The sequence below is a fragment of the Mesorhizobium sp. M0772 genome, assembly GCF_040320135.1.
Lineage (GTDB): Bacteria > Pseudomonadota > Alphaproteobacteria > Rhizobiales > Rhizobiaceae > Mesorhizobium.
The window spans coordinates 46,096-63,535 of record NZ_JAMYPB010000008.1 but is presented as its reverse complement, the minus strand read 5'-3'; the positions used below and the strand labels follow the sequence as shown (position 1 = coordinate 63,535).

14 protein-coding genes are annotated in these 17,440 nt (G+C 64.5%); 7 read left to right on the top strand and 7 right to left on the bottom strand.

The annotated features are described in order from the left end of the window. The first annotated feature begins 109 nt into the window (after positions 1–109). A complete protein-coding gene (locus NKI06_RS07640) occupies positions 110–1,276 on the top strand; it encodes an MFS transporter (RefSeq protein WP_352984717.1) in 1,167 nt (388 codons plus the stop codon). Between the two features lie 11 nt (positions 1,277–1,287). Here NKI06_RS07640 and NKI06_RS07635 read toward each other — a convergent pair whose 3' ends face one another. The 4 genes from NKI06_RS07635 to NKI06_RS07620 form a co-directional block, all read right to left on the bottom strand. Continuing rightward, positions 1,288–2,574, bottom strand: coding sequence for an MFS transporter (locus NKI06_RS07635; protein WP_352666460.1), 1,287 nt, complete (start codon positions 2,572–2,574; stop codon positions 1,288–1,290). After that, the gene (locus NKI06_RS07630; protein ID WP_155923829.1) at positions 2,571–2,945 is read right to left on the bottom strand and encodes a hypothetical protein; all 375 of its coding nucleotides are present in this window, start codon (positions 2,943–2,945) and stop codon (positions 2,571–2,573) included. The genes NKI06_RS07635 and NKI06_RS07630 overlap by 4 nt, the downstream gene beginning before the upstream one ends. 15 nt (positions 2,946–2,960) lie before the next feature. Beyond that, positions 2,961–5,165, bottom strand: coding sequence for a TonB-dependent receptor (locus tag NKI06_RS07625; protein ID WP_352984715.1), 2,205 nt, complete (start codon positions 5,163–5,165; stop codon positions 2,961–2,963). A gap of 280 nt (positions 5,166–5,445) precedes the next feature. Next, on the bottom strand, positions 5,446–7,629 hold the full coding sequence (locus NKI06_RS07620; protein WP_023684089.1) for a primosomal protein N': 2,184 nt from the start codon (positions 7,627–7,629) through the stop codon (positions 5,446–5,448). Positions 7,630–7,719: 90 nt separating this feature from the next. Between NKI06_RS07620 and fsa the strand changes: the two genes are divergently transcribed. Next, positions 7,720–8,376, top strand: coding sequence for a fructose-6-phosphate aldolase (gene fsa, locus NKI06_RS07615; RefSeq protein WP_023684088.1), 657 nt, complete (start codon positions 7,720–7,722; stop codon positions 8,374–8,376). Between the two features lie 87 nt (positions 8,377–8,463). On the opposite strand, the gene NKI06_RS07610 is transcribed toward fsa, so the two are convergent. Together NKI06_RS07610 and leuS are read right to left on the bottom strand one after the other, a co-directional pair. Next, positions 8,464–9,060, bottom strand: a complete 597-nt coding sequence (locus NKI06_RS07610; protein ID WP_023684087.1) for an LPS assembly lipoprotein LptE — start codon at positions 9,058–9,060, stop codon at positions 8,464–8,466. Further along, the gene (gene leuS, locus NKI06_RS07605) at positions 9,047–11,674 is read right to left on the bottom strand and encodes a leucine--tRNA ligase (RefSeq protein WP_352984712.1); all 2,628 of its coding nucleotides are present in this window, start codon (positions 11,672–11,674) and stop codon (positions 9,047–9,049) included. The genes NKI06_RS07610 and leuS overlap by 14 nt, the downstream gene beginning before the upstream one ends. Before the next feature lie 148 nt (positions 11,675–11,822). On the opposite strand from leuS, the gene NKI06_RS07600 reads away from it, so the two are divergent. The 3 genes from NKI06_RS07600 to NKI06_RS07590 all read left to right on the top strand — a co-directional run bounded on the left by NKI06_RS07600 (position 11,823) and on the right by NKI06_RS07590 (position 14,018). Continuing rightward, a complete protein-coding gene (locus NKI06_RS07600) occupies positions 11,823–12,485 on the top strand; it encodes a YggS family pyridoxal phosphate-dependent enzyme (protein ID WP_352984710.1) in 663 nt (220 codons plus the stop codon). Positions 12,486–12,587: 102 nt separating this feature from the next. Beyond that, entirely contained in the window at positions 12,588–12,827 is a 240-nt protein-coding gene (locus NKI06_RS07595; protein WP_352984708.1) for a type II toxin-antitoxin system Phd/YefM family antitoxin, read from the top strand. A gap of 141 nt (positions 12,828–12,968) precedes the next feature. Further along, on the top strand, positions 12,969–14,018 hold the full coding sequence (locus tag NKI06_RS07590) for an aldo/keto reductase (RefSeq protein WP_352984706.1): 1,050 nt from the start codon (positions 12,969–12,971) through the stop codon (positions 14,016–14,018). A 106-nt stretch (positions 14,019–14,124) separates the two neighbouring features. On the opposite strand, the gene NKI06_RS07585 is transcribed toward NKI06_RS07590, so the two are convergent. Continuing rightward, on the bottom strand, positions 14,125–15,036 hold the full coding sequence (locus NKI06_RS07585) for a LysR family transcriptional regulator (protein ID WP_352984704.1): 912 nt from the start codon (positions 15,034–15,036) through the stop codon (positions 14,125–14,127). A gap of 126 nt (positions 15,037–15,162) precedes the next feature. On the opposite strand from NKI06_RS07585, the gene NKI06_RS07580 reads away from it, so the two are divergent. Both NKI06_RS07580 and NKI06_RS07575 read left to right on the top strand, forming a co-directional pair. Then, positions 15,163–16,344 carry an MFS transporter gene (locus tag NKI06_RS07580; RefSeq protein ID WP_352984702.1) on the top strand — a complete coding sequence of 394 codons (1,182 nt, stop codon included), beginning with the start codon at positions 15,163–15,165 and terminating at the stop codon, positions 16,342–16,344. A gap of 43 nt (positions 16,345–16,387) precedes the next feature. Next, the gene (locus NKI06_RS07575; RefSeq protein WP_352984701.1) at positions 16,388–17,422 is read left to right on the top strand and encodes an aldo/keto reductase; all 1,035 of its coding nucleotides are present in this window, start codon (positions 16,388–16,390) and stop codon (positions 17,420–17,422) included. The last annotated feature ends 18 nt before the right edge of the window (positions 17,423–17,440 follow it).

Below are 17,440 nucleotides of genomic sequence, written 5' to 3'. Positions count from 1 at the left end.
AAATCCAAACAATACTGTAGTATTATATCTTATACGCTGTGGTTATTATAACATTTTTGTTGATTATTTATTCTAACCAGGAAATAAGCTTCGCGTTATGACGACCAGTATGAAAAATCGATCTTCGCTTCTTCGCCGCCTGGCAATCGCGGTCTCGGCAATCGGCTTCGGCCAGTCGGCCTTCGTATCGCTCGTTCCCCTGGTGATGGAGCGGCTGAGGCTCGACACGTTTGCCATCGGCGCGGCAACTGCTGTCGGCGCGGCGGCCTTTCTGGTCGGCTCGCCGCTGTGGGGCCGCATGGGCGAGCGGCTTGGCCATGCCAGGCTGCTGCGCTTGCTCGGCCTCGCCATGCTGGCCGGCCAGGCGGTGTTCGCCATTCTGCTGATAGCCGGCATGGGAGCCGCGCTCGGCATCGCTTTGTTGGTGCTTTCGCGAACCGTTTACGGTTTCGCCGCATCGGGCGTCATGCCGACGGCGCAGGTCTGGGCCAGCCGCTCGGTTGCCGATGACAGGCGACAGGCCGCGCTGGGACTGCTTGGCGCCGGCGTCAGCATGGGGCGGCTGGCCGGTGCGCTGCCGGCGACGGCCGCCGTGTTGTCGCCGCTGCTGCCGCCCATCCTGTTCCTGTTCAGCCCGCTGTTGCTGTGGCTCGCGCCGGGCAAAGGGGAAGCCGGCGGACGGAGCGACGGCAAGGCAGCCGACGTCGGCCGTGGAATATCGCCCTTCGATCGCCGCGCTCTGCCTTGCCTGGCGATGGGCTTGTGCCTGACGCTCGGCTTCGGACAGGTGCAGATGATGCTCGGCCCGATGGCCCAGCAGCGTTTTGGCCTTGGTGCGACGCAGGCCACGACGGTGACCGGCCTGGCCCTGATGCTGGTCGCCATCGTCATGGTTCTGGTCCAGGGACTGCTCATGGCGCGCCTGCGGCTGGCGGAGCGCAACAGCGTCGTCGTCGGCTGTCTCATGGTTTGCGTCGGCATGACGGCGCTGGCCGTCACGGCCAGCCATGTTGCCTCGGCAGCGTCTCTGGTGGTGGCGGCGGCCGGCATTGCCCTGGCGACACCCGGCTACACCGCCTGGCTGATGAAGCGCCTGGAGCCCGGCGAGCAGGGCGCGGCGGCCGGCTGGCTCACCAGCACCCATGTGCTCGGCCAGAGCATCGGCGCATTGGCCGGCGGCTTCGCCTTCACGCTCTGGCCCTTTGCGCCGCTGGCCGGCTGCGCGGCGCTGGCGCTGGCCGCTGCCTGTCTCGCTGCCATGGTTCGCAAGCACTAGCCAAACCGCGCTCATTCGGCGACCTCCGGCAGCGGCCGCATCGGAGTACCCGGCTGGGCTTTTGCGGCATCGGCGAAATGGGCATTCAGCATGCGATAGGTCGCCACCACGGCGATGCCCGACAGCACTGTCGCCAGGGTGAACAGCGCGGAGTAGCCGAGCATGTCGGCGAGGCGGCCGGCCAGCATGGAGCCGACGAGATAGACGATAAGCTGGGCGCAGGACAGGATGGTGAAATCGGTGCCGGGTTGGTCCGACGACGTGACGGACATGAACAGGCTGTAGAGCGCCACGATCTCCATGTAGCGCACCAGCGTCTGCAGGAACGAGGCGCCGAAGATCGGCCAAAAGCCGGCAATAGTGCCGAAAGCATGCAGCGCGAAGATCAGGAAGCAGATGGTGCGCAGCGCGCCGAGCAGGCCCAGCACCGAGGCGGCGCCGCGCTTGTGCAGCAGCCACGCCGCCAACGCCGAGCCGCCAAGCCCGACGGTGAGCGCAGCACCCCCCGAGAGATAACCGATGATGTCGAGCGGCACGCCGGCATCGACGAGATAGGAGCCTTCCATCGACTTCACCAGCCCCTCGCTGGCGCGGTAGATGAGCGCGATCCACAGGATCTGGCGTGCCTCGGGCCGGCGCAGGAAACGCATGATCGAGGGGCGGTCGATGGCCGCCTGCAGCGCGCTGGCGACGGGATCGGTCTCGCGCATGGCGAAGGCGGCGACCAGCGGGATGATGGACAGCGCGGCCACCATGGCCACCATGGTTTGCCAGCCGGCATGATGATAAGCCAACAGGCCGAGCGTGCCGCCGAGAACGACGCCGAGCGCGACGGCGCCGCCCTGGATCGCATTGCCGATCGGCCTGTCCTTCGGGTCGAGATATTTGGCCGCGTAGCCGTCGGTGGCGATGTCCTGGGTCGACATCAACAGGCTCACGACAAGGCCGACGGCAAAGATACCGGCGACATCGGTCGGCTCGATCCAAAGCATGGCGGCGATGCCGGCGATGACGCCGATCTGGGTGATGATGACCCAGCCGGCGCGATGGGCGCGGGCCATTGGCCGAAAGCGGTCGACCAGCGGCGCCCATAGGAATTTCAGCACCAGCGGCAGCATCAGCAGCGCCATCATGCCGATGGCGGTGCGCGACACGCCTTGCTCGCGCAGGATCGGCGGGATCGCCGCGGCAAACAGATAGCTCGGGATGGCCTGCGCCAGATAAAGGCAGGCGAGAACGACGAAAAGCCGCAGGCGCGAAAGCCCGGCGGGCGCCGGCCGGTCTGCGTCGGCGCTCATTTGACATAGTCCTTCGGTGCGTAACCGTTCAGGAAGGCGCCGGCCTCCGCCCGGCTGCGGGTGACGAGCACTGGAAAGCCGAACAGGCTTTGCCAGACGCGCTGCATGTTCTCGTCGGCGGCGGGGCGCACCAGCGCACAGGCGCGGCAGGCTTTTTCGAGCTGCTCGCGTTCCGCCTTGTACCAGAGGTTTTGCGCCTTGCGCTGGGCGTCGCTCAGCGCGATCTCGATGCGGATATCGACCAGGAGCACGAACGGCTCCCGTTCCTGCGAAAGGCGGCCGAGCGCCTCGATATAGCGCGCGCCATCCGCCGGATCGGCTGGCGCTTCTGCCAGCAGCGAGACCAATGCACCGTTTCGTTGGAGAGACACCGCCACCGCCGCCCCTCAGAATGTGATCTGGTAGGACAACGCAACCGAACGTCCCAGACCCGGAACGTCGGCGCCGCGGGTCGCCGATGCGGAAGGGTTGATGTAGTAGGTGTCGAACACATTGCGCACGGCAAGGTTCAGCACGCTTTCATTGCCGAACGTCTTCGAGACGGCGAGATTGACCAGTGCTGCACCGTCCAGTTCCTGGGTGGCGATGCGGTCGCGTCCGGAAAACAGCTCCAACTCGCTGCGCAGGGTCAGCTCGTTCTCGAAACGGGTGGTGAGATAGACCAGGCCCTTGTAGGTCGAGGGGACACGGTTGTTCGGCAGATACTCGTTCGCTTCGATGTGGCCGTCGCGATCCGCGTCGTATTTGCCTTCGACATAGCCGACCGATCCGCCCAGCGTGAACATGCCGCTGAGGTCTGCCTCGAGATTGGCTTCGACGCCCCAGATACGTTCCTTCTGCTGCGATACCCGGTTGTTGACGATGTCGTAGCTGACGCCGTTGTCCGAGGTCGACAGATAGGTGCTGACGCCGCCGCGATAGTCGCCCCAATCGCCGCGCAGACCGGCTTCCCAGGTGTTCACCAGCTGGGGTTCAGGCGCGATATCGGCATAGCTGATCGCGTAATCCGGCGCGTTGGTGCACGGCAGCAGCGGCCGGATGGCGGTGCCATAGGCGTCGCAGGTTTCGGCGTTGGAGTTCAACCCGGCCCGGCGGGTGAAGCCGCCAATGTCGGTCAGGCTGTAGCCTTGCGAGAAATTGCCGAAAAGCTGCATCCTTTCGGTCAGATCGTAGACGGCGCCGGCGTTGAAGGTGACGGCGTCGTAGTCGAACGAGCCGCCGGTCACCTGGATCGCCGGCAGGCCGATAATGTTCCGGCCTAGCAGAACGGCAGCGGCAGGCCGGGTGAAGTCTTCAACGTTGAGATAAAACTGGTCGTAGCGCGCGCCGCCGCTGATGCGAAAGCGATCCGTCACCGGAATTTCGCCCTGCGCAAACAAGGCGACCGAGTTCTGGGTCGTGGGCGAGATGGCGTCCTGACCGTTGGTCAGCTGCTGATCGGTGGCATCGAAGACGTAGTCGGCGCCCCAGGTCAGCGTGCTGCCCTGAGTGATAAAGTCCATCGGCGTGTTGACGGTCAGGTTGACGCCGCTGCGCCGCGATTGCAGCGCCGTCTGGTTGAAGTCGGCGGTCGGGTCCGTACCCGGCGGCAGGATCACCGGCCGCGTCGGGTTCGTCGGTAAATACACCTGGCTGTTGACGGCCGAGAATTTGGTAAAGGGCGACTGCTTGAAGATGTCGTTGTAGAACGCCTTGACCTCGAGGTTTCCGAGCGCGAAGTCGCTGTCGGTGTATTTGGCGGTCAGATATTTCGAATCTTCCTTCAGCGGCTTGCCTTCATAGGGATCGCCGAAATCCGGGGAGACGGGATTGGTCGTGTAATCGGTGAACCAGTCCGGCTTCTGGTTGGCATAGGTCCAGTCGACGCTGGCCTCGAAGCGCCTGGAATCGAACTGGTAGCCGGCCACGCCGAAGAGATTGCCCGTGCCGGTGCGGTCGCCGCCGCCTTGCCCAAGCATGGCGTCCGAAGCAACCTCGTTGCCGTGGCCGTCATAGGTGCGGCGCGACAGATCACCGGACGCCGAGAAGAAATAGTCGAAATCGCCTTTCTTGCCCTCGACCGAGACACTGGTGCTTGGCCCGGCCGACTTGCCGGGGTTTTCGGTGAAGGCGGTGACGCCGGTGCGCACCGTCACCTTCGGCTTGTCGCTGTCGCCGCGTTTGGTGATGAAGTTGATCGTGCCGCCGGTGGCGCCGGCGCCATAAAGGCTGGAAGCGCCGTTGATGACTTCGATGCGCTCGACCGAATTCAGGTCGATCATCGACAGGATGCGTGACACGTCCCGCAGCGGCGTGTTGCGTGGCACACCGTCGACCATGATCAGCACGCTGCGGCCGCGGAAGGTTTCCGAGGCGCCCGAAATGGTCTGGTTGCGTGGCGCGTAGCCGGGGACGATGCGGCTGATCAGGGTCGCGGCGTCGATGTTTTCCTGCGCGGCTTCCTCGACCTGTTGCCGTTCCACGACCTGAACGGACTGGGCAACGCTGGAAATGGACCTTTCATTGCGGCCGGTGACCAGGATCTGATCGAGCACGGTGGCTCCCTGCTGGTCCGTCGGAGCGGCTTCCTGGGCAAATGCCGCGCCTGCCATAATCGACGAACCCAAAGCCGATGACCAAAGAAGCGTACTGAAAAATCTGCGCATGCTGTCCCCATCCATGCCCTGGTCCCCAGCGCCAGAGCGGAAAGGCCCAGTTATAATTCATGATAAAACGAGTCAACATTTATTTTGTGGCTTTTCAAATCAGGATTAGTCAGCGAACCGATGAGAGCCGGGTACATGAACGGCGCGCATTTTAGCCGGCACTAAGATGCTGAGTTTTCTTGACAAACGGCTTACGGGCGGCCGGCGGCGGCGTCAGCCTTTGTGCTTACAAGAAGCTCTGCGGATCGATGTCGACCTGCACGCGGACCGAGCCGCGCTGCTTCGGCCCTTCGGCCAGCATGGTGCGGATGAAGCCTTGGATGTCGGCGCGCTTTTCACCCTGGATCAGCAAACGGAAACGATGGCGCCCACCGAGCAGCGACAGCGGCGCCTCGGCCGGACCGAGCACGAACAGGTCGCTGGCCTGGGGTGCTGCACGGCGCAGGCCGCGCGCGTGGCCTTCGGCCTCGGCCCGCGTCACCGCACTGACGATGACGCCGGCAAGCCTGCCGAAGGGCGGCAGGGCTGCCCGTTCGCGCTCAGTGATCTCGCGTTCGTAAAAGGCCTCGGCATCGCCCGAGACGATCGCCCGCATCACCGGATGGTCCGGCTGGAAAGTCTGCAGCAGGCCGAGGCTCTTCTTGCCGGTGCGGCCGGCGCGGCCGGTCACCTGGCTGAGCAACTGGAAGGTGCGCTCAGCGGCGCGGGGATCGCCATTGGCGAGGCCGAGATCGGCATCGACGACACCGACCAGCGTCATGTTGGGAAAGTTATGGCCCTTGGCGACCAGCTGCGTGCCGATGACGATGTCGGCCTCGCCATTGGCAATGGCCTCGAGCTCCAGCCGCAGCCGGCGCACTCCACCCATCAAATCGGATGACAGGACGATCGTGCGCGCGTCGGGGAAATGCGCCACGACTTCTTCAGCTATCCGCTCGACGCCAGGCCCGCAGGCGACCAGATGGTCGAGCGTGCCGCATTCCGGGCAAGCCTCCGGCCGCTTCTCATTGTGCCCGCAATGATGGCAGACGAGTTGGCCGCGAAAGCGGTGCTCGACCAGCCAGGCCGAACAAACCGGGCAGCCGAAGCGGTGGCCGCAGACACGGCACAGCGTCAGCGGCGCATAGCCGCGCCGGTTGAGGAACAGCAGCGACTGCTCCTTCTTCTCCAGCGTACGTTGCATCTGGTCGATCAGCAGCGGCGACAGAAAGCCGCCGCGGGCCGGCGGCGCGCGCCGCATGTCGATCGTCTTGAGATCGGGAAGCGCGGCTTCGGCAAAGCGCGCCGACAGCACCGCCCTGCTGTAGCGGCCCTGCTGCGCATTGACCCGGCTTTCGACCGATGGCGTCGCCGACGCCAGCACCACCGGGAAGCCGCTGATATGGCCGCGCACCACCGCCATGTCGCGCGCATTGTAGAAGACGCGATCCTCCTGCTTGTAGGCGGGGTCGTGCTCCTCGTCGACGACGATCAGCCCGAGCTCGCGGAACGGCAGGAACAGCGCCGAACGCGCCCCGGCAACGACGCGCACGCCGCCTTCCGCCACCTGTCGCCAGACCTTTTCGCGCATTCGGGGCGGCAGGTCGGAATGCCATTCCGCCGGCTTGGCGCCGAAACGCTGCTGGAAGCGTTCGAGGAAGGCATGCGTCAGCGCGATCTCCGGCAGCAGGATCAACACCTGCCTGCCCTGGTCGAGGGCTGCCGCCACCGCCTCGAAATAAACTTCCGTCTTGCCCGAGCCGGTGACGCCGTCGAGCAGCGTGACGTTGAAAGCAGCGGCCGCGACATTGGCGCGCAGCATGGCGGCCGCGTCTGCCTGGTCCGGCATCAGCTCCGGCATGGCGTAGGAGGGATCGGGCGCGGCGACCACCGGTCGAGGCGGGATCATCACCGTCTCGAACACGCCTTGCGCCTTGAGTCCCTCGACCACCGTCGACGACACGCCCGCCGCGTGCGCCAGGCCGGATCGCGTCCAGGCAAGCCCCCCTTCCGCCGTCTCCAGCACGCGCGTCCTGGCATCCGTCATCCGGTCGGGCATGACGAGGGTCCGCTGCAGGCCCTCGATCCATGGTTCGGGATCGAACGCCTCCGGCGCGCGCAACAGCATGCGCGCCACCATGCCGGGCGGCGACAGCGTGTACTGCGCCACCCAGTCGACGAAGCGGCGCATGCCGCGGTCGATCGGCGGGCAGTCGAAGACCTGTTCGATCGGGCGCAGCTTTTTGGCGTCGATATTCTCGACCGCACCATCCCAGACAATGCCGGCAACCTGGCGCGGACCGAGCGGCACGCGCACGATCGAGCCCGGCACCACGCGCACGCCGGCAGGCACAGCGTAGGTGTAGGGCCGTTCGGCCGGCATCGGCACCAGCACCGGCGCGGCTGCGACAAAGGGCGAATCTTCGATCATCGGGCGTGACCTTGCCCCGACTTTGGTCTAGATCAAAGGGCAACCCGGAATGTGCATGGCATGCACATGGAAATCTTTCAGGAGACCCCCATGAAATTTTTTGTCGACACCGCTGACATCAAGGACATCAAGGAACTGAACGACCTGGGGCTGCTCGACGGCGTGACCACCAATCCCTCGCTGATCCTGAAATCCGGCGGCAAGATCGCCGAGGTCACCAAGCAGATCTGCGACATCGTCAAGGGCCCGGTTTCGGCCGAGGTCGTTGCGATCGAATACAAGGACATGATGGCCGAGGCCAACATCCTGGCCAAGATCGCCGACAATGTCTGCATCAAGGTGCCGCTGACGCTCGACGGCCTGCGCGCCTGCAAGACGATCCGCACCGAGATGAACCGCATGGTCAATGTAACGCTGTGCTTCTCGGCCAACCAGGCGCTGCTGGCGGCAAAGGCCGGCGCCTCGTTCATCTCGCCCTTCGTCGGCCGCGTCGACGACACCGGCGCGGACGGCATGGAGCTGATCCAGGAGATCCGTCAGATCTACGACAATTACGATTTCGACACCGAGATCCTCGTTGCTTCGGTTCGCACCGTGAACCACGTCAAGCAGGCAGCCCTGATCGGCGCCGATGTCGTTACCGCGCCGGCCGCGACGCTGAAGGCGCTGGTCAAGCACCCGTTGACCGACAAGGGCCTGGATCAGTTCGCTGCCGACTGGGCCAAGACCGGCCAGAAGATCGGCTGAGATCGGTTCGATACAAACAAAAAGGCCGGGAAACCGGCCTTTATGTTGCGGACTGCTAAAAGTCTAGTTGGCAGCGCCAGGGAATGCTCAGGCCTTCTTGCCGTGCCTGACCAAGTCCTGGGCGACCGACAGGCTCACCATTTCAGCCAGCTCACGCGCGGCGCGGTTCTCGGCGTCGAGCTGTGCCCGGTAGGAGGCGAACTCCTGCGTCGGCTTGTCGAAGGATGATGGGATCGACCGTTTGCCGGTTGCGATCACCACGCCGGTCCTGGCATCGGTCAGCACATAGTTCGCCGTCAGCGTCACCGTGCCTGCCGTCGGCTCGTCTTCGTCGGTCTGGATCTGCACCACCGCGGCCGATTCGACCAGTTCGGTGACGCCGAGATCGAGCATGTAGACCGGCGCCGGCGGCTCGCCGGCGCCTTGGCCAAAGGCAAAGATCAGATTGTTGCGGACCTGCTGGGCGTAGCGTGTCTTGACCGGCTTGACCGCGACCGACGCCAGTTCCGCCGAAGCGCTGACCGTGGAGCCGGCGCTCAGCGGCGCGCTGGAATAGAGCGGCCTGACCGTACAGGCCGAAACCAGCGCCATCGAAGCGACCATGCCGTACAGCGCTGCGCGGCGCAGCAAGCGCGCCGTCTTTTCCAGATCAGGCCCCATCCTTCTGAAGTCAAACAACGACATTGACGATCCTCTGCGGCACGATGATCACCTTGCGGGGCGCCTTACCTTCCAGCGCTTTCTGCACGAAGTCGAGAGCCAGAACCGCTTTTTCGATCGCACCTTGGTCCGCGTCGCGGGCAATTGTCAAATAGCCGCGCATCTTGCCGTTGACCTGGACCGGCAGCACAACCTCGTTGTCGACGACCAGCGCCGGATCGTAGACCGGCCAAGGCCGTTCGGCGACCAGATCAGTGCCGCCCAGCGTGTGCCAGCACTCTTCGGCCAGATGCGGCATGACCGGCGCGACCACATGCACCAGGATCTCCACCGCCTCGCGGCAGGCGCCTTTCAGCGCCGCATCGGCCTTGCCCTCGGCAACGTCGTTGAGCGGCGTGTTCAAGGCATTGGCAAGTTCGTAGATGCGGGCGATGGCCCGGTTGAAGCCGAGCTTCTCGATATCCTCGCCGATAGCCTTCAGGATCTTGTGCGCGGCCTTGGAAACGGCGCCCGCCTCGCCCTCCGGCGCCGCCTGCGGCTTGGCGCCGTCAAGCGTCTCGGCGGCAATGGACACCAGGCGCCAGACACGCTGGATGAAGCGATGTGCGCCGGCGGCGCCATCGTCCGTCCACTCGACGTCGCGCTCGGGCGGCGAATCCGACAGCATGAACCAGCGTGCGGTGTCGGCGCCGTAGCCGTCGGTGATGTCTTCCGGGCTTACAGTATTCTTCTTCGACTTCGACATCTTTTCGAGTGAGCCGATCGCCGCCTCTTCGCCGGTGGCGATCTCGATGGCGCGGCGCTTGCCGCCGACATCCTCGATCCTGACCTCAGCCGGCGACAGCCAGCGGCCATTGTTCGACGCACCGCCGACGCGGTAGGTCTCATGCACCACCATGCCTTGCGTGAACAGGCCCTTGAATGGCTCGGCCAGGTCGAGATGCCCGGTCGCGCGCATGGCGCGGGTGAAGAAGCGCGAATAGAGCAGATGGAGGATCGCGTGCTCGATGCCGCCAATATACTGGTCGACGGCCAGCCAGTCATCGGCAGCCTTGGGCTCCGTCGGCTCATTGGCCCAGGGCGCGGTGAAGCGCGCGAAATACCAGGACGAATCGACGAACGTGTCCATCGTGTCGGTCTCGCGGCGCGCATCCTTGCCGCATTTCGGGCACTTCACATGCCGCCAGGTCGGGTGACGGTCGAGCGGATTGCCGGGACGGTCGAACTCGATGTCGTCGGGCAGCTTGACCGGCAGATCGGCCTTCGGCACCGGCACGACGCCGCAATCCTCGCAATGGATCATCGGGATCGGGCAGCCCCAGTAGCGCTGACGCGAAATGCCCCAGTCGCGCAAGCGGAAGTTCACCTTGCGCTCCGCCATTGGCCGCCCGCCTATGGTCTTCTGCTCCAGGAGCTTTGCCACCTCGTCGAACGCCTGCTCCGGCTTCATGCCGTCGAGAAAGCGCGAATTGATCATCACGCCGTCATCGACATAGGCCTCTTCCGTGACCTGGAAGGTCTTGGCGTCGGCATCTTCCGGCATCACCACCGCGATCACCGGCAGGCCGTATCTGTTGGCGAAGTCGAGGTCGCGCTGGTCGCCCGACGGACAGCCGAATATGGCGCCGGTGCCGTATTCCATCAAAACGAAATTCGCGACGTAGACCGGCAGGGTCCACGAGTCGTCGAACGGATGCACGACGCGGATGCCGGTGTCGAAACCTTTCTTCTCGGCCGTCTCCAGTGCGGCCACCGACGTGCCCATATGCCTGATTTCGTCGATGAACTTGGCCAGATCGAGATTGGTCTCGGCGGCCTTCCTGGCCAGCGGATGGTCGGCGGCAACCGCCATGAACGACGCGCCGAAAATGGTGTCGGGCCTGGTCGTGTAGACCTCCAGTTCCTTCGCATCGCCAACCGGAGCGGCCAGCGGCCAGCGGATCAGCAGCCCTTCCGAGCGGCCGATCCAGTTCTGCTGCATCAGCTTGACCTTTTCCGGCCACTCGCCGAGACCATTCAGCGAGTCCAGCAGGTCCTGCGCGTAGTCGGTGATCTTGAAGAACCACTGCGTCAGCTCGCGCTGTTCGACCAGCGCGCCCGAGCGCCAGCCACGGCCGTCGATGACCTGCTCGTTGGCGAGCACCGTCATGTCCTCCGGGTCCCAGTTGACCTTGGAGGATTTGCGCGTCACCAGCCCCTTTTCGACGAAGTCGAGGAACAGCATCTGCTGGCGGTGGTAATAGTCGACGTCGCAGGTGGCGAACTCACGCGCCCAGTCCAGCGACAGGCCCATCATCTTGAGCTGCTCGCGCATGGCGGCGATGTTGGCGTAGGTCCATTCCTTGGGATGGACCTTGTTCTGCATCGCCGCGTTTTCGGCCGGCATGCCGAAAGCGTCCCAGCCCATCGGGTGCAGCACGTTGAAGCCCTTGGCCCGCTTGTAGCGCGCCACCACATCGCCCATCGTGTAGTTGCGGGTGTGGCCGATATGGATCTTCCCCGAGGGATAGGGGAACATCTCCAGCACGTAGTATTTCGGCTTTGGATCGTTGTTATGCGCTTCGAACAGCTTCTTTTCGGCCCAGGCCTTCTGCCATTTGGGCTCTGACGCGCGCGGATTGTATCGTTCGGTTGCCATCGGATGATTTTCACTTAAAAGCAGGCGCAGACCGCCGGACAAGGCCCGGTGGCCAAGGTAAATGTCGTCGCGGTGTTCACCATGGATTGCCGGACCCGTCAACTGCGGCGAGCCGGCCAAGACGATTAAAGACAGGCAGGATATGGACATGGCCAGCGCCGTCGAACAGTTTTTCGCCGTCAAGACGAGGATCGCTGCCGCCGAGCGCGAGGCCGGCCGCGACGCCGGTTCGGTGACGCTGGTTGCGGTGTCGAAGACTTTTGAGGCCGACGTCATCCGCCCGGTCATCGAGGCTGGCCAGCGCGTCTTCGGCGAAAACCGCGTGCAGGAAGCGCAAGGCAAATGGCCGGCCTTGAAAGCGGAATTCCCTAATATCGAACTGCATCTGATCGGCCCGCTGCAGTCGAACAAGGCGAGGGAAGCCGTCGCTCTCGCCGACGTCATCGAGACCGTCGACCGCGAAAAGATCGCCACCGAACTCGCCAAGGAAATCGTGCGCCAGGGCCGCACGCCGAAACTCTACGTCCAGGTCAATACCGGCTCGGAGCCGCAAAAGGCCGGCATCGAGCCGCGCGACGCCGTCGCCTTCGTCGCCCGCTGCCGCGATGTCCATGGCCTCGCCATCGAAGGCCTGATGTGCATCCCGCCGGCCGACGAAAACCCCGGCCCGCATTTCGCCTTGCTGGAAAAGCTCGGCAAAGAGGCCGGGGTCGCAAAACTGTCGATGGGCATGTCCGGCGACTTCGAGACCGCCATAGCCTTCGGCGCCACCAGCGTTCGGGTCGGGTCAGCGATTTTTGGGAGCCGGTAGCCTTCGGCTTCGTGAGACACCTGTCGTTCCCCGGCTATTCGAGCTAATGTTTCGAGCACATCGGCGAGTTAGCGAGGACTATTCTTCTTGGACTGGCACCTCATGGACGCGAGAAACAATCTTTCGAAGCTTGCACGACAGGCGCGCGAAGAAGGGGCGCAAACCATCACCTTGCGCGGAAAGCCGGCTGCCGTCGCATTGTCTCCTGATGACTATGACCAACTGATCGGCGCAAAGCCTTCGCTTGCCGAATATCTTCTCTCCGGTCCCGCGTGGGACGACGATTTCGACGAGGAGGTCAACCGCCGCTCAAAGACGATCATCCGGCCCGGGGAATTCTGATAGATTTTTCGGCATGAAGATCATCTCGCGACGGTTGACGGGCTCTATGGGCCAACTGCACTAGGTCGATTGCGCCACGACTGGAAACGAAACGCGCCGTTCCTATTTGCTTGGCGTCATCACCAATCTGCTGGAGCCACCATGCGCTACAATCAACTTGGAAATACGGGGATGTTCGTCTCGGAACTCTGCCTCGGCACCATGACCTTCGGCGCCGCGGGCGAGAATGCCCAATGGGGCCTGATTGCCAGCCTCGACCAGAAGGGCGTCAACGACATCGTTGCCCGTTCCATCGCCGCCGGCGTTAATTTCTTCGACACGGCCGACGTCTATTCATTCGGCCAGTCCGAACGCCTGCTTGGCCAGTCGCTCAACGATCTTGGCGTCAAGCGCTCGGACGTCGTCATTGCGACCAAGGTGCATGGCGCCATGGGCCAGGGCCCGAACGAGCGCGGCTCTTCGCGCGGCCACATCATGGATTCGGTCGAGGGCAGCCTGGAGCGGCTGCAGCTCGACCATATCGATCTCTACCAGCTGCACGGCACCGACACGGTGACCCCCATCGACGAGACGCTGCGGGCGCTCGACGATCTCGTTGCCAGCGGTAAGGTCCGCTATGTCGGCGTCTCCAACTGGGCGGCTTGGCGCATCTCTAAGGCCCTCGGCATAGCCGAGCGCAAGGGGTTTTCCCGCTTTGAGACCATCCAGTCCTATTACTCGATCGCCGGCCGCGACCTCGAGCGCGAGATCGTGCCGCTGATCAACGAGGAAAAGCTCGGCCTGATGGTCTGGTCGCCAATGGCCGGCGGCCTGCTGTCGGGCAAATACGGCCCCGGCGCGCCCGGCAATGGCGAAGGCCGCCGCGCCGCCTTCAACTTCCCGCCGGTCGATGAGGACCGCGCCTGGGCGGCTGTCGCCGTGATGCGCGAGATCGCCCAGAAGCACGGCGTCAGCGTCGCCACGGTGGCGCTCGGGTATGTCCTGGCCAAACCTTTCGTCATGAGCGTCATCATCGGCGCCAGCCGCATGGAGCAGCTCGAGCAGAACCTAGCCGCGGCCGAGGTGAAGCTCGACGCCGACGATCTCGCCAAACTTGATGAGGTCAGCGCGCTGCCGGCCGAATATCCCGGCTGGATGCTGGAGCGCCAGGCCGCCGGTCGCCGCCCGGCGCCGTTCACGCCGAAGAAGTAGTCGCCGCCGGTTGGATGCTGGGGAGCCAAAGGGCTCCCCAAAATCGTTCAGGCTCTGTTTTTGTTGAGCATGATCTTTTCCGAAAACCGGATTCCCCCTTTCGGGATCATGCTCCCATCCGAACGCTCTCGACCAGAAAGTCGAGAAAGGCCCGCACCCGTGCCGGCAGACGCCGGCCCTGGCCGACATAGACGGCGTGGGTAGGCTCCTCGTCGCCCGGATTGAAATCCTCCAGCAGCGCCGTCAGCCGCCCCGCCGCGATGTCATCGGCCACATGCCAGTGTGCCAGCCGGGCGATGCCGGCGCCGCCGACCGCCATCAACCGCATCGACTCGCCATCGCCGACCAGCGTGTTTCCCACGATGGGAACCGTGATGGCATTGTCAGCTGCGTCGACAAACTGCCAGCCATCGACATGCCGGACAAAGCCGAAAGCCATGCGATTGTGCCGGCTGAGATCGGCTGGAATCAGCGGTGTGCCATGTGTCTTGAGATAGGACGGTGCGGCAACGACCGTCATCCGGGTTTGCCCGAGCTTGCGCGCCACCAGCCGCGATTCGCCGAGCGGCCCGGCGCGGATGGCGACGTCGGCACGCTCAGCCATCAAATCGATGACGCTGTCGGTCAGCACCAGATCGACCGAAATCTCGGGATAGCGTTCGAGGAAATCAGGCAGCAGCGGGATCAGCCGATGCACCCCGAAGGGCACATAGGAGTTGACGCGCAGCCGTCCGCGCGGCGCGGCACCCACGGCCGCCTCGCGCTCGGCCGCTGCCATATCGGCCAGGATGCGCACCCCGCTGTCATAGAACGCCGTCCCTTCCGGCGTCAGCTGCAGCTTGCGCGTCGAGCGGGTGACCAGCCGCGCGCCGAGCCTTGCCTCCAGTCGCGCGATCAGCTTGCTCACCGCCGACGGTGTCATACGCAGCGAATGAGCCGCAGCCGAGAAGCTGCTCGCCTCGACGACGCGGACGAACACTTCGATCTCGCCGGAACGGTTGATATCGGGTCTGGCCATTTGTGAATCTATTTCACAGGAAATATGCCCAAGGCAAGTCTGGTTCACAAGGCATGGCAACACGATCTCTGCGGTCGGGGCGCGGGTCTGGACAGCGCGCTCATCGAGTTCGAACTGGAAACCGCCATGCCTCTTGCTCTCCACGCCCTCGCTGCCGGCGCCTTCGGCATCGGTGTCACCGAATTCGTCATCATGGGGCTGCTGATCGATGTCAGCAAAGATCTCGGAGTCTCGATCTCGGCCGCCGGCCAGTTGATTTCGGGCTACGCGTTGGGCGTCGTCATCGGCGCGCCGCTTTTGACCATCGCCACCGGCAACTGGCCCCGCAAGACCGTCCTTCTGGCCCTTATGGCGATCTTCACGCTCGGCAACCTCGCCTGTGCGATCGCCCCCGACTACTGGACGCTGATGGGCGCCCGCATCATCACCGCCTTTGCCCATGGCACTTTCTTTGGCGTCGGCTCGGTGGTCGCCACCGGCCTGGTCGCGCCCAACAAGAAAGCCTCGGCGATCGCGCTGATGTTCACCGGCCTGACTATCGCCAACATCCTCGGCGTGCCCTTCGGCACTTGGCTCGGCCAGACCTTCGGCTGGCGCGCCGCCTTCTGGGCCGTAACCCTGGTCGGCTTGGCAGCCTTTGCCGTCATCCTGCTTCTGGTGCCGCGCAGCAAGGAAGCGCCCGAGAAGACCAATCTGCGCGCAGACCTCGCAGTGCTGCGCCGCACGCCGGTGCTGCTCGGCCTCGCCACCACCGTGCTCGGCTATGCCGGCGTCTTCGCCGTCTTCACCTACATCGCCCCGCTGCTCACCGAGATCACCGGTTTTGGGGAAGCCGCCGTGTCGCCGATCCTGCTCGTCTTCGGCGGCGGTCTTATCGCCGGCAATCTGCTTGGCGGCAAGGTCGCCGACCGCTGGTTGGTGCCGGCGGTGCTCGGCAGCCTCGTGGTGCTGGCGTTGGTGCTGGCCACAATGACCTTCGCCGTCCACAGCCAAATCCTGGCCGTCATCTATGTCGGCCTGCTTGGTGCCGCCGCCTTCGCCACCGTGGCGCCGCTGCAGATGTGGGTGCTGGAAAAGGCGCAAGGCGCGGGCCAGAGCCTCGCCTCGTCCTTCAACATCGCCGCCTTCAACCTCGGCAATGCCGCCGGCGCTTGGCTTGGCGGCGCGGTGATTGCCCATGGCCTCGGCCTCGGCTCACTAACCTGGATCGCCGCTTTGCTGCCGGTCGCGGCTCTTGGCGTCGCTGCCCTGGCGCTGCGCCTCGATCGCGCCCCCACAATCGGGGCGCCGGTCTGCGCCCAGTCATGAGCATCACGCGCAATCCTTCTTCGACATCATCAAGGAGCATAAAATGGATTATCGACGTCTCGGCGCATCGGGCCTGAAAGTGCCCGCACTCTCTTTCGGCGCCGGCACTTTCGGCGGCTCCGGGCCGCTGTTCGGGGCCTGGGGCAACAGCGACGCCAAGGAAGCGCGGCGGCTGATCGACATCTGCCTCGAGGCCGGCGTCAATCTGTTCGACACCGCCGATGTCTATTCGAACGGCGCCTCCGAGGAAGTGCTTGGCGAAGCCATCAAAGGCCGCCGCGACGCGGTGCTGATCTCGACCAAGACTTCGCTGCCGATGGGCGACAGACCGGCCGACTACGGCTCGTCGCGCTCGCGGCTGATCAAAGCCGTCGACGCCGCCCTGAAGCGCATGGGCACCGATTACATCGACCTGTTGCAGCTGCACGCCTTCGATGCAGGCACGCCGATCGAGGAGGTGTTGTCGACGCTGGACGACCTCGTGCGCGCCGGCAAGCTGCGCTATGTCCGCGTCTCCAACTTCTCCGGCTGGCAACTGATGAAGTCGCTGGCCGAGGCCGACAAGCATGGCTACCCGCGCTATGCTGCGCACCAGGTCTACTACTCGCTGGTCGGCCGCGACTATGAGTGGGAGCTGATGCCGCTCGGTATCGACCAGGGCATCGGCGCGCTGGTGTGGAGCCCGCTCGGCTGGGGCCGCCTGACCGGCAAGATCCGCCGCGGCCAGCCCCTGCCGGAAAAGAGCCGGCTGCACGACACCGCCGATTTCGGCCCGCCGGTCGCGGACGAACATCTCTACCGGGTCATGGATGCGCTTGATGCGATGGCTGAAGAGACCGGCAAGACCGTGCCGCAGATCGCCATCAACTGGCTCTTGCAGCGCCCGACCGTGTCCTCGGTCATCATCGGCGCCCGCAACGAGGAACAGCTGCGCCAGAACCTCGGCGCCGTCGGCTGGGCGTTGACGCCGGAGCAGGTCAAAAAGCTCGACAAGGCAAGCGAAGTGACCGCGCCCTACCCGTACTTCCCCTATCACCGCCAGGAAGGTTTCGCCCGGCTGAACCCGCCTGCGGTGTGATCGCCGACGTTGAAGCTG

What these genes read in the sequence shown, in the direction of transcription:
- NKI06_RS07640 (WP_352984717.1), top strand. Translation starts at nt 110, where the DNA reads ATGAAAAATCGATCTTCGCTTCTTCGCCGCCTGGCAATCGCGGTCTCG.
- NKI06_RS07635 (WP_352666460.1), bottom strand. Translation starts at nt 2,574, where the DNA reads ATGAGCGCCGACGCAGACCGGCCGGCGCCCGCCGGGCTTTCGCGCCTG.
- NKI06_RS07625 (WP_352984715.1), bottom strand. Translation starts at nt 5,165, where the DNA reads ATGGCAGGCGCGGCATTTGCCCAGGAAGCCGCTCCGACGGACCAGCAG.
- NKI06_RS07620 (WP_023684089.1), bottom strand. Translation starts at nt 7,629, where the DNA reads ATGATCGAAGATTCGCCCTTTGTCGCAGCCGCGCCGGTGCTGGTGCCG.
- fsa (WP_023684088.1), top strand. Translation starts at nt 7,720, where the DNA reads ATGAAATTTTTTGTCGACACCGCTGACATCAAGGACATCAAGGAACTG.
- NKI06_RS07610 (WP_023684087.1), bottom strand. Translation starts at nt 9,060, where the DNA reads ATGTCGTTGTTTGACTTCAGAAGGATGGGGCCTGATCTGGAAAAGACG.
- leuS (WP_352984712.1), bottom strand. Translation starts at nt 11,674, where the DNA reads ATGGCAACCGAACGATACAATCCGCGCGCGTCAGAGCCCAAATGGCAG.
- NKI06_RS07600 (WP_352984710.1), top strand. Translation starts at nt 11,823, where the DNA reads ATGGCCAGCGCCGTCGAACAGTTTTTCGCCGTCAAGACGAGGATCGCT.
- NKI06_RS07595 (WP_352984708.1), top strand. Translation starts at nt 12,588, where the DNA reads ATGGACGCGAGAAACAATCTTTCGAAGCTTGCACGACAGGCGCGCGAA.
- NKI06_RS07590 (WP_352984706.1), top strand. Translation starts at nt 12,969, where the DNA reads ATGCGCTACAATCAACTTGGAAATACGGGGATGTTCGTCTCGGAACTC.
- NKI06_RS07585 (WP_352984704.1), bottom strand. Translation starts at nt 15,036, where the DNA reads ATGGCCAGACCCGATATCAACCGTTCCGGCGAGATCGAAGTGTTCGTC.
- NKI06_RS07580 (WP_352984702.1), top strand. Translation starts at nt 15,163, where the DNA reads ATGCCTCTTGCTCTCCACGCCCTCGCTGCCGGCGCCTTCGGCATCGGT.
- NKI06_RS07575 (WP_352984701.1), top strand. Translation starts at nt 16,388, where the DNA reads ATGGATTATCGACGTCTCGGCGCATCGGGCCTGAAAGTGCCCGCACTC.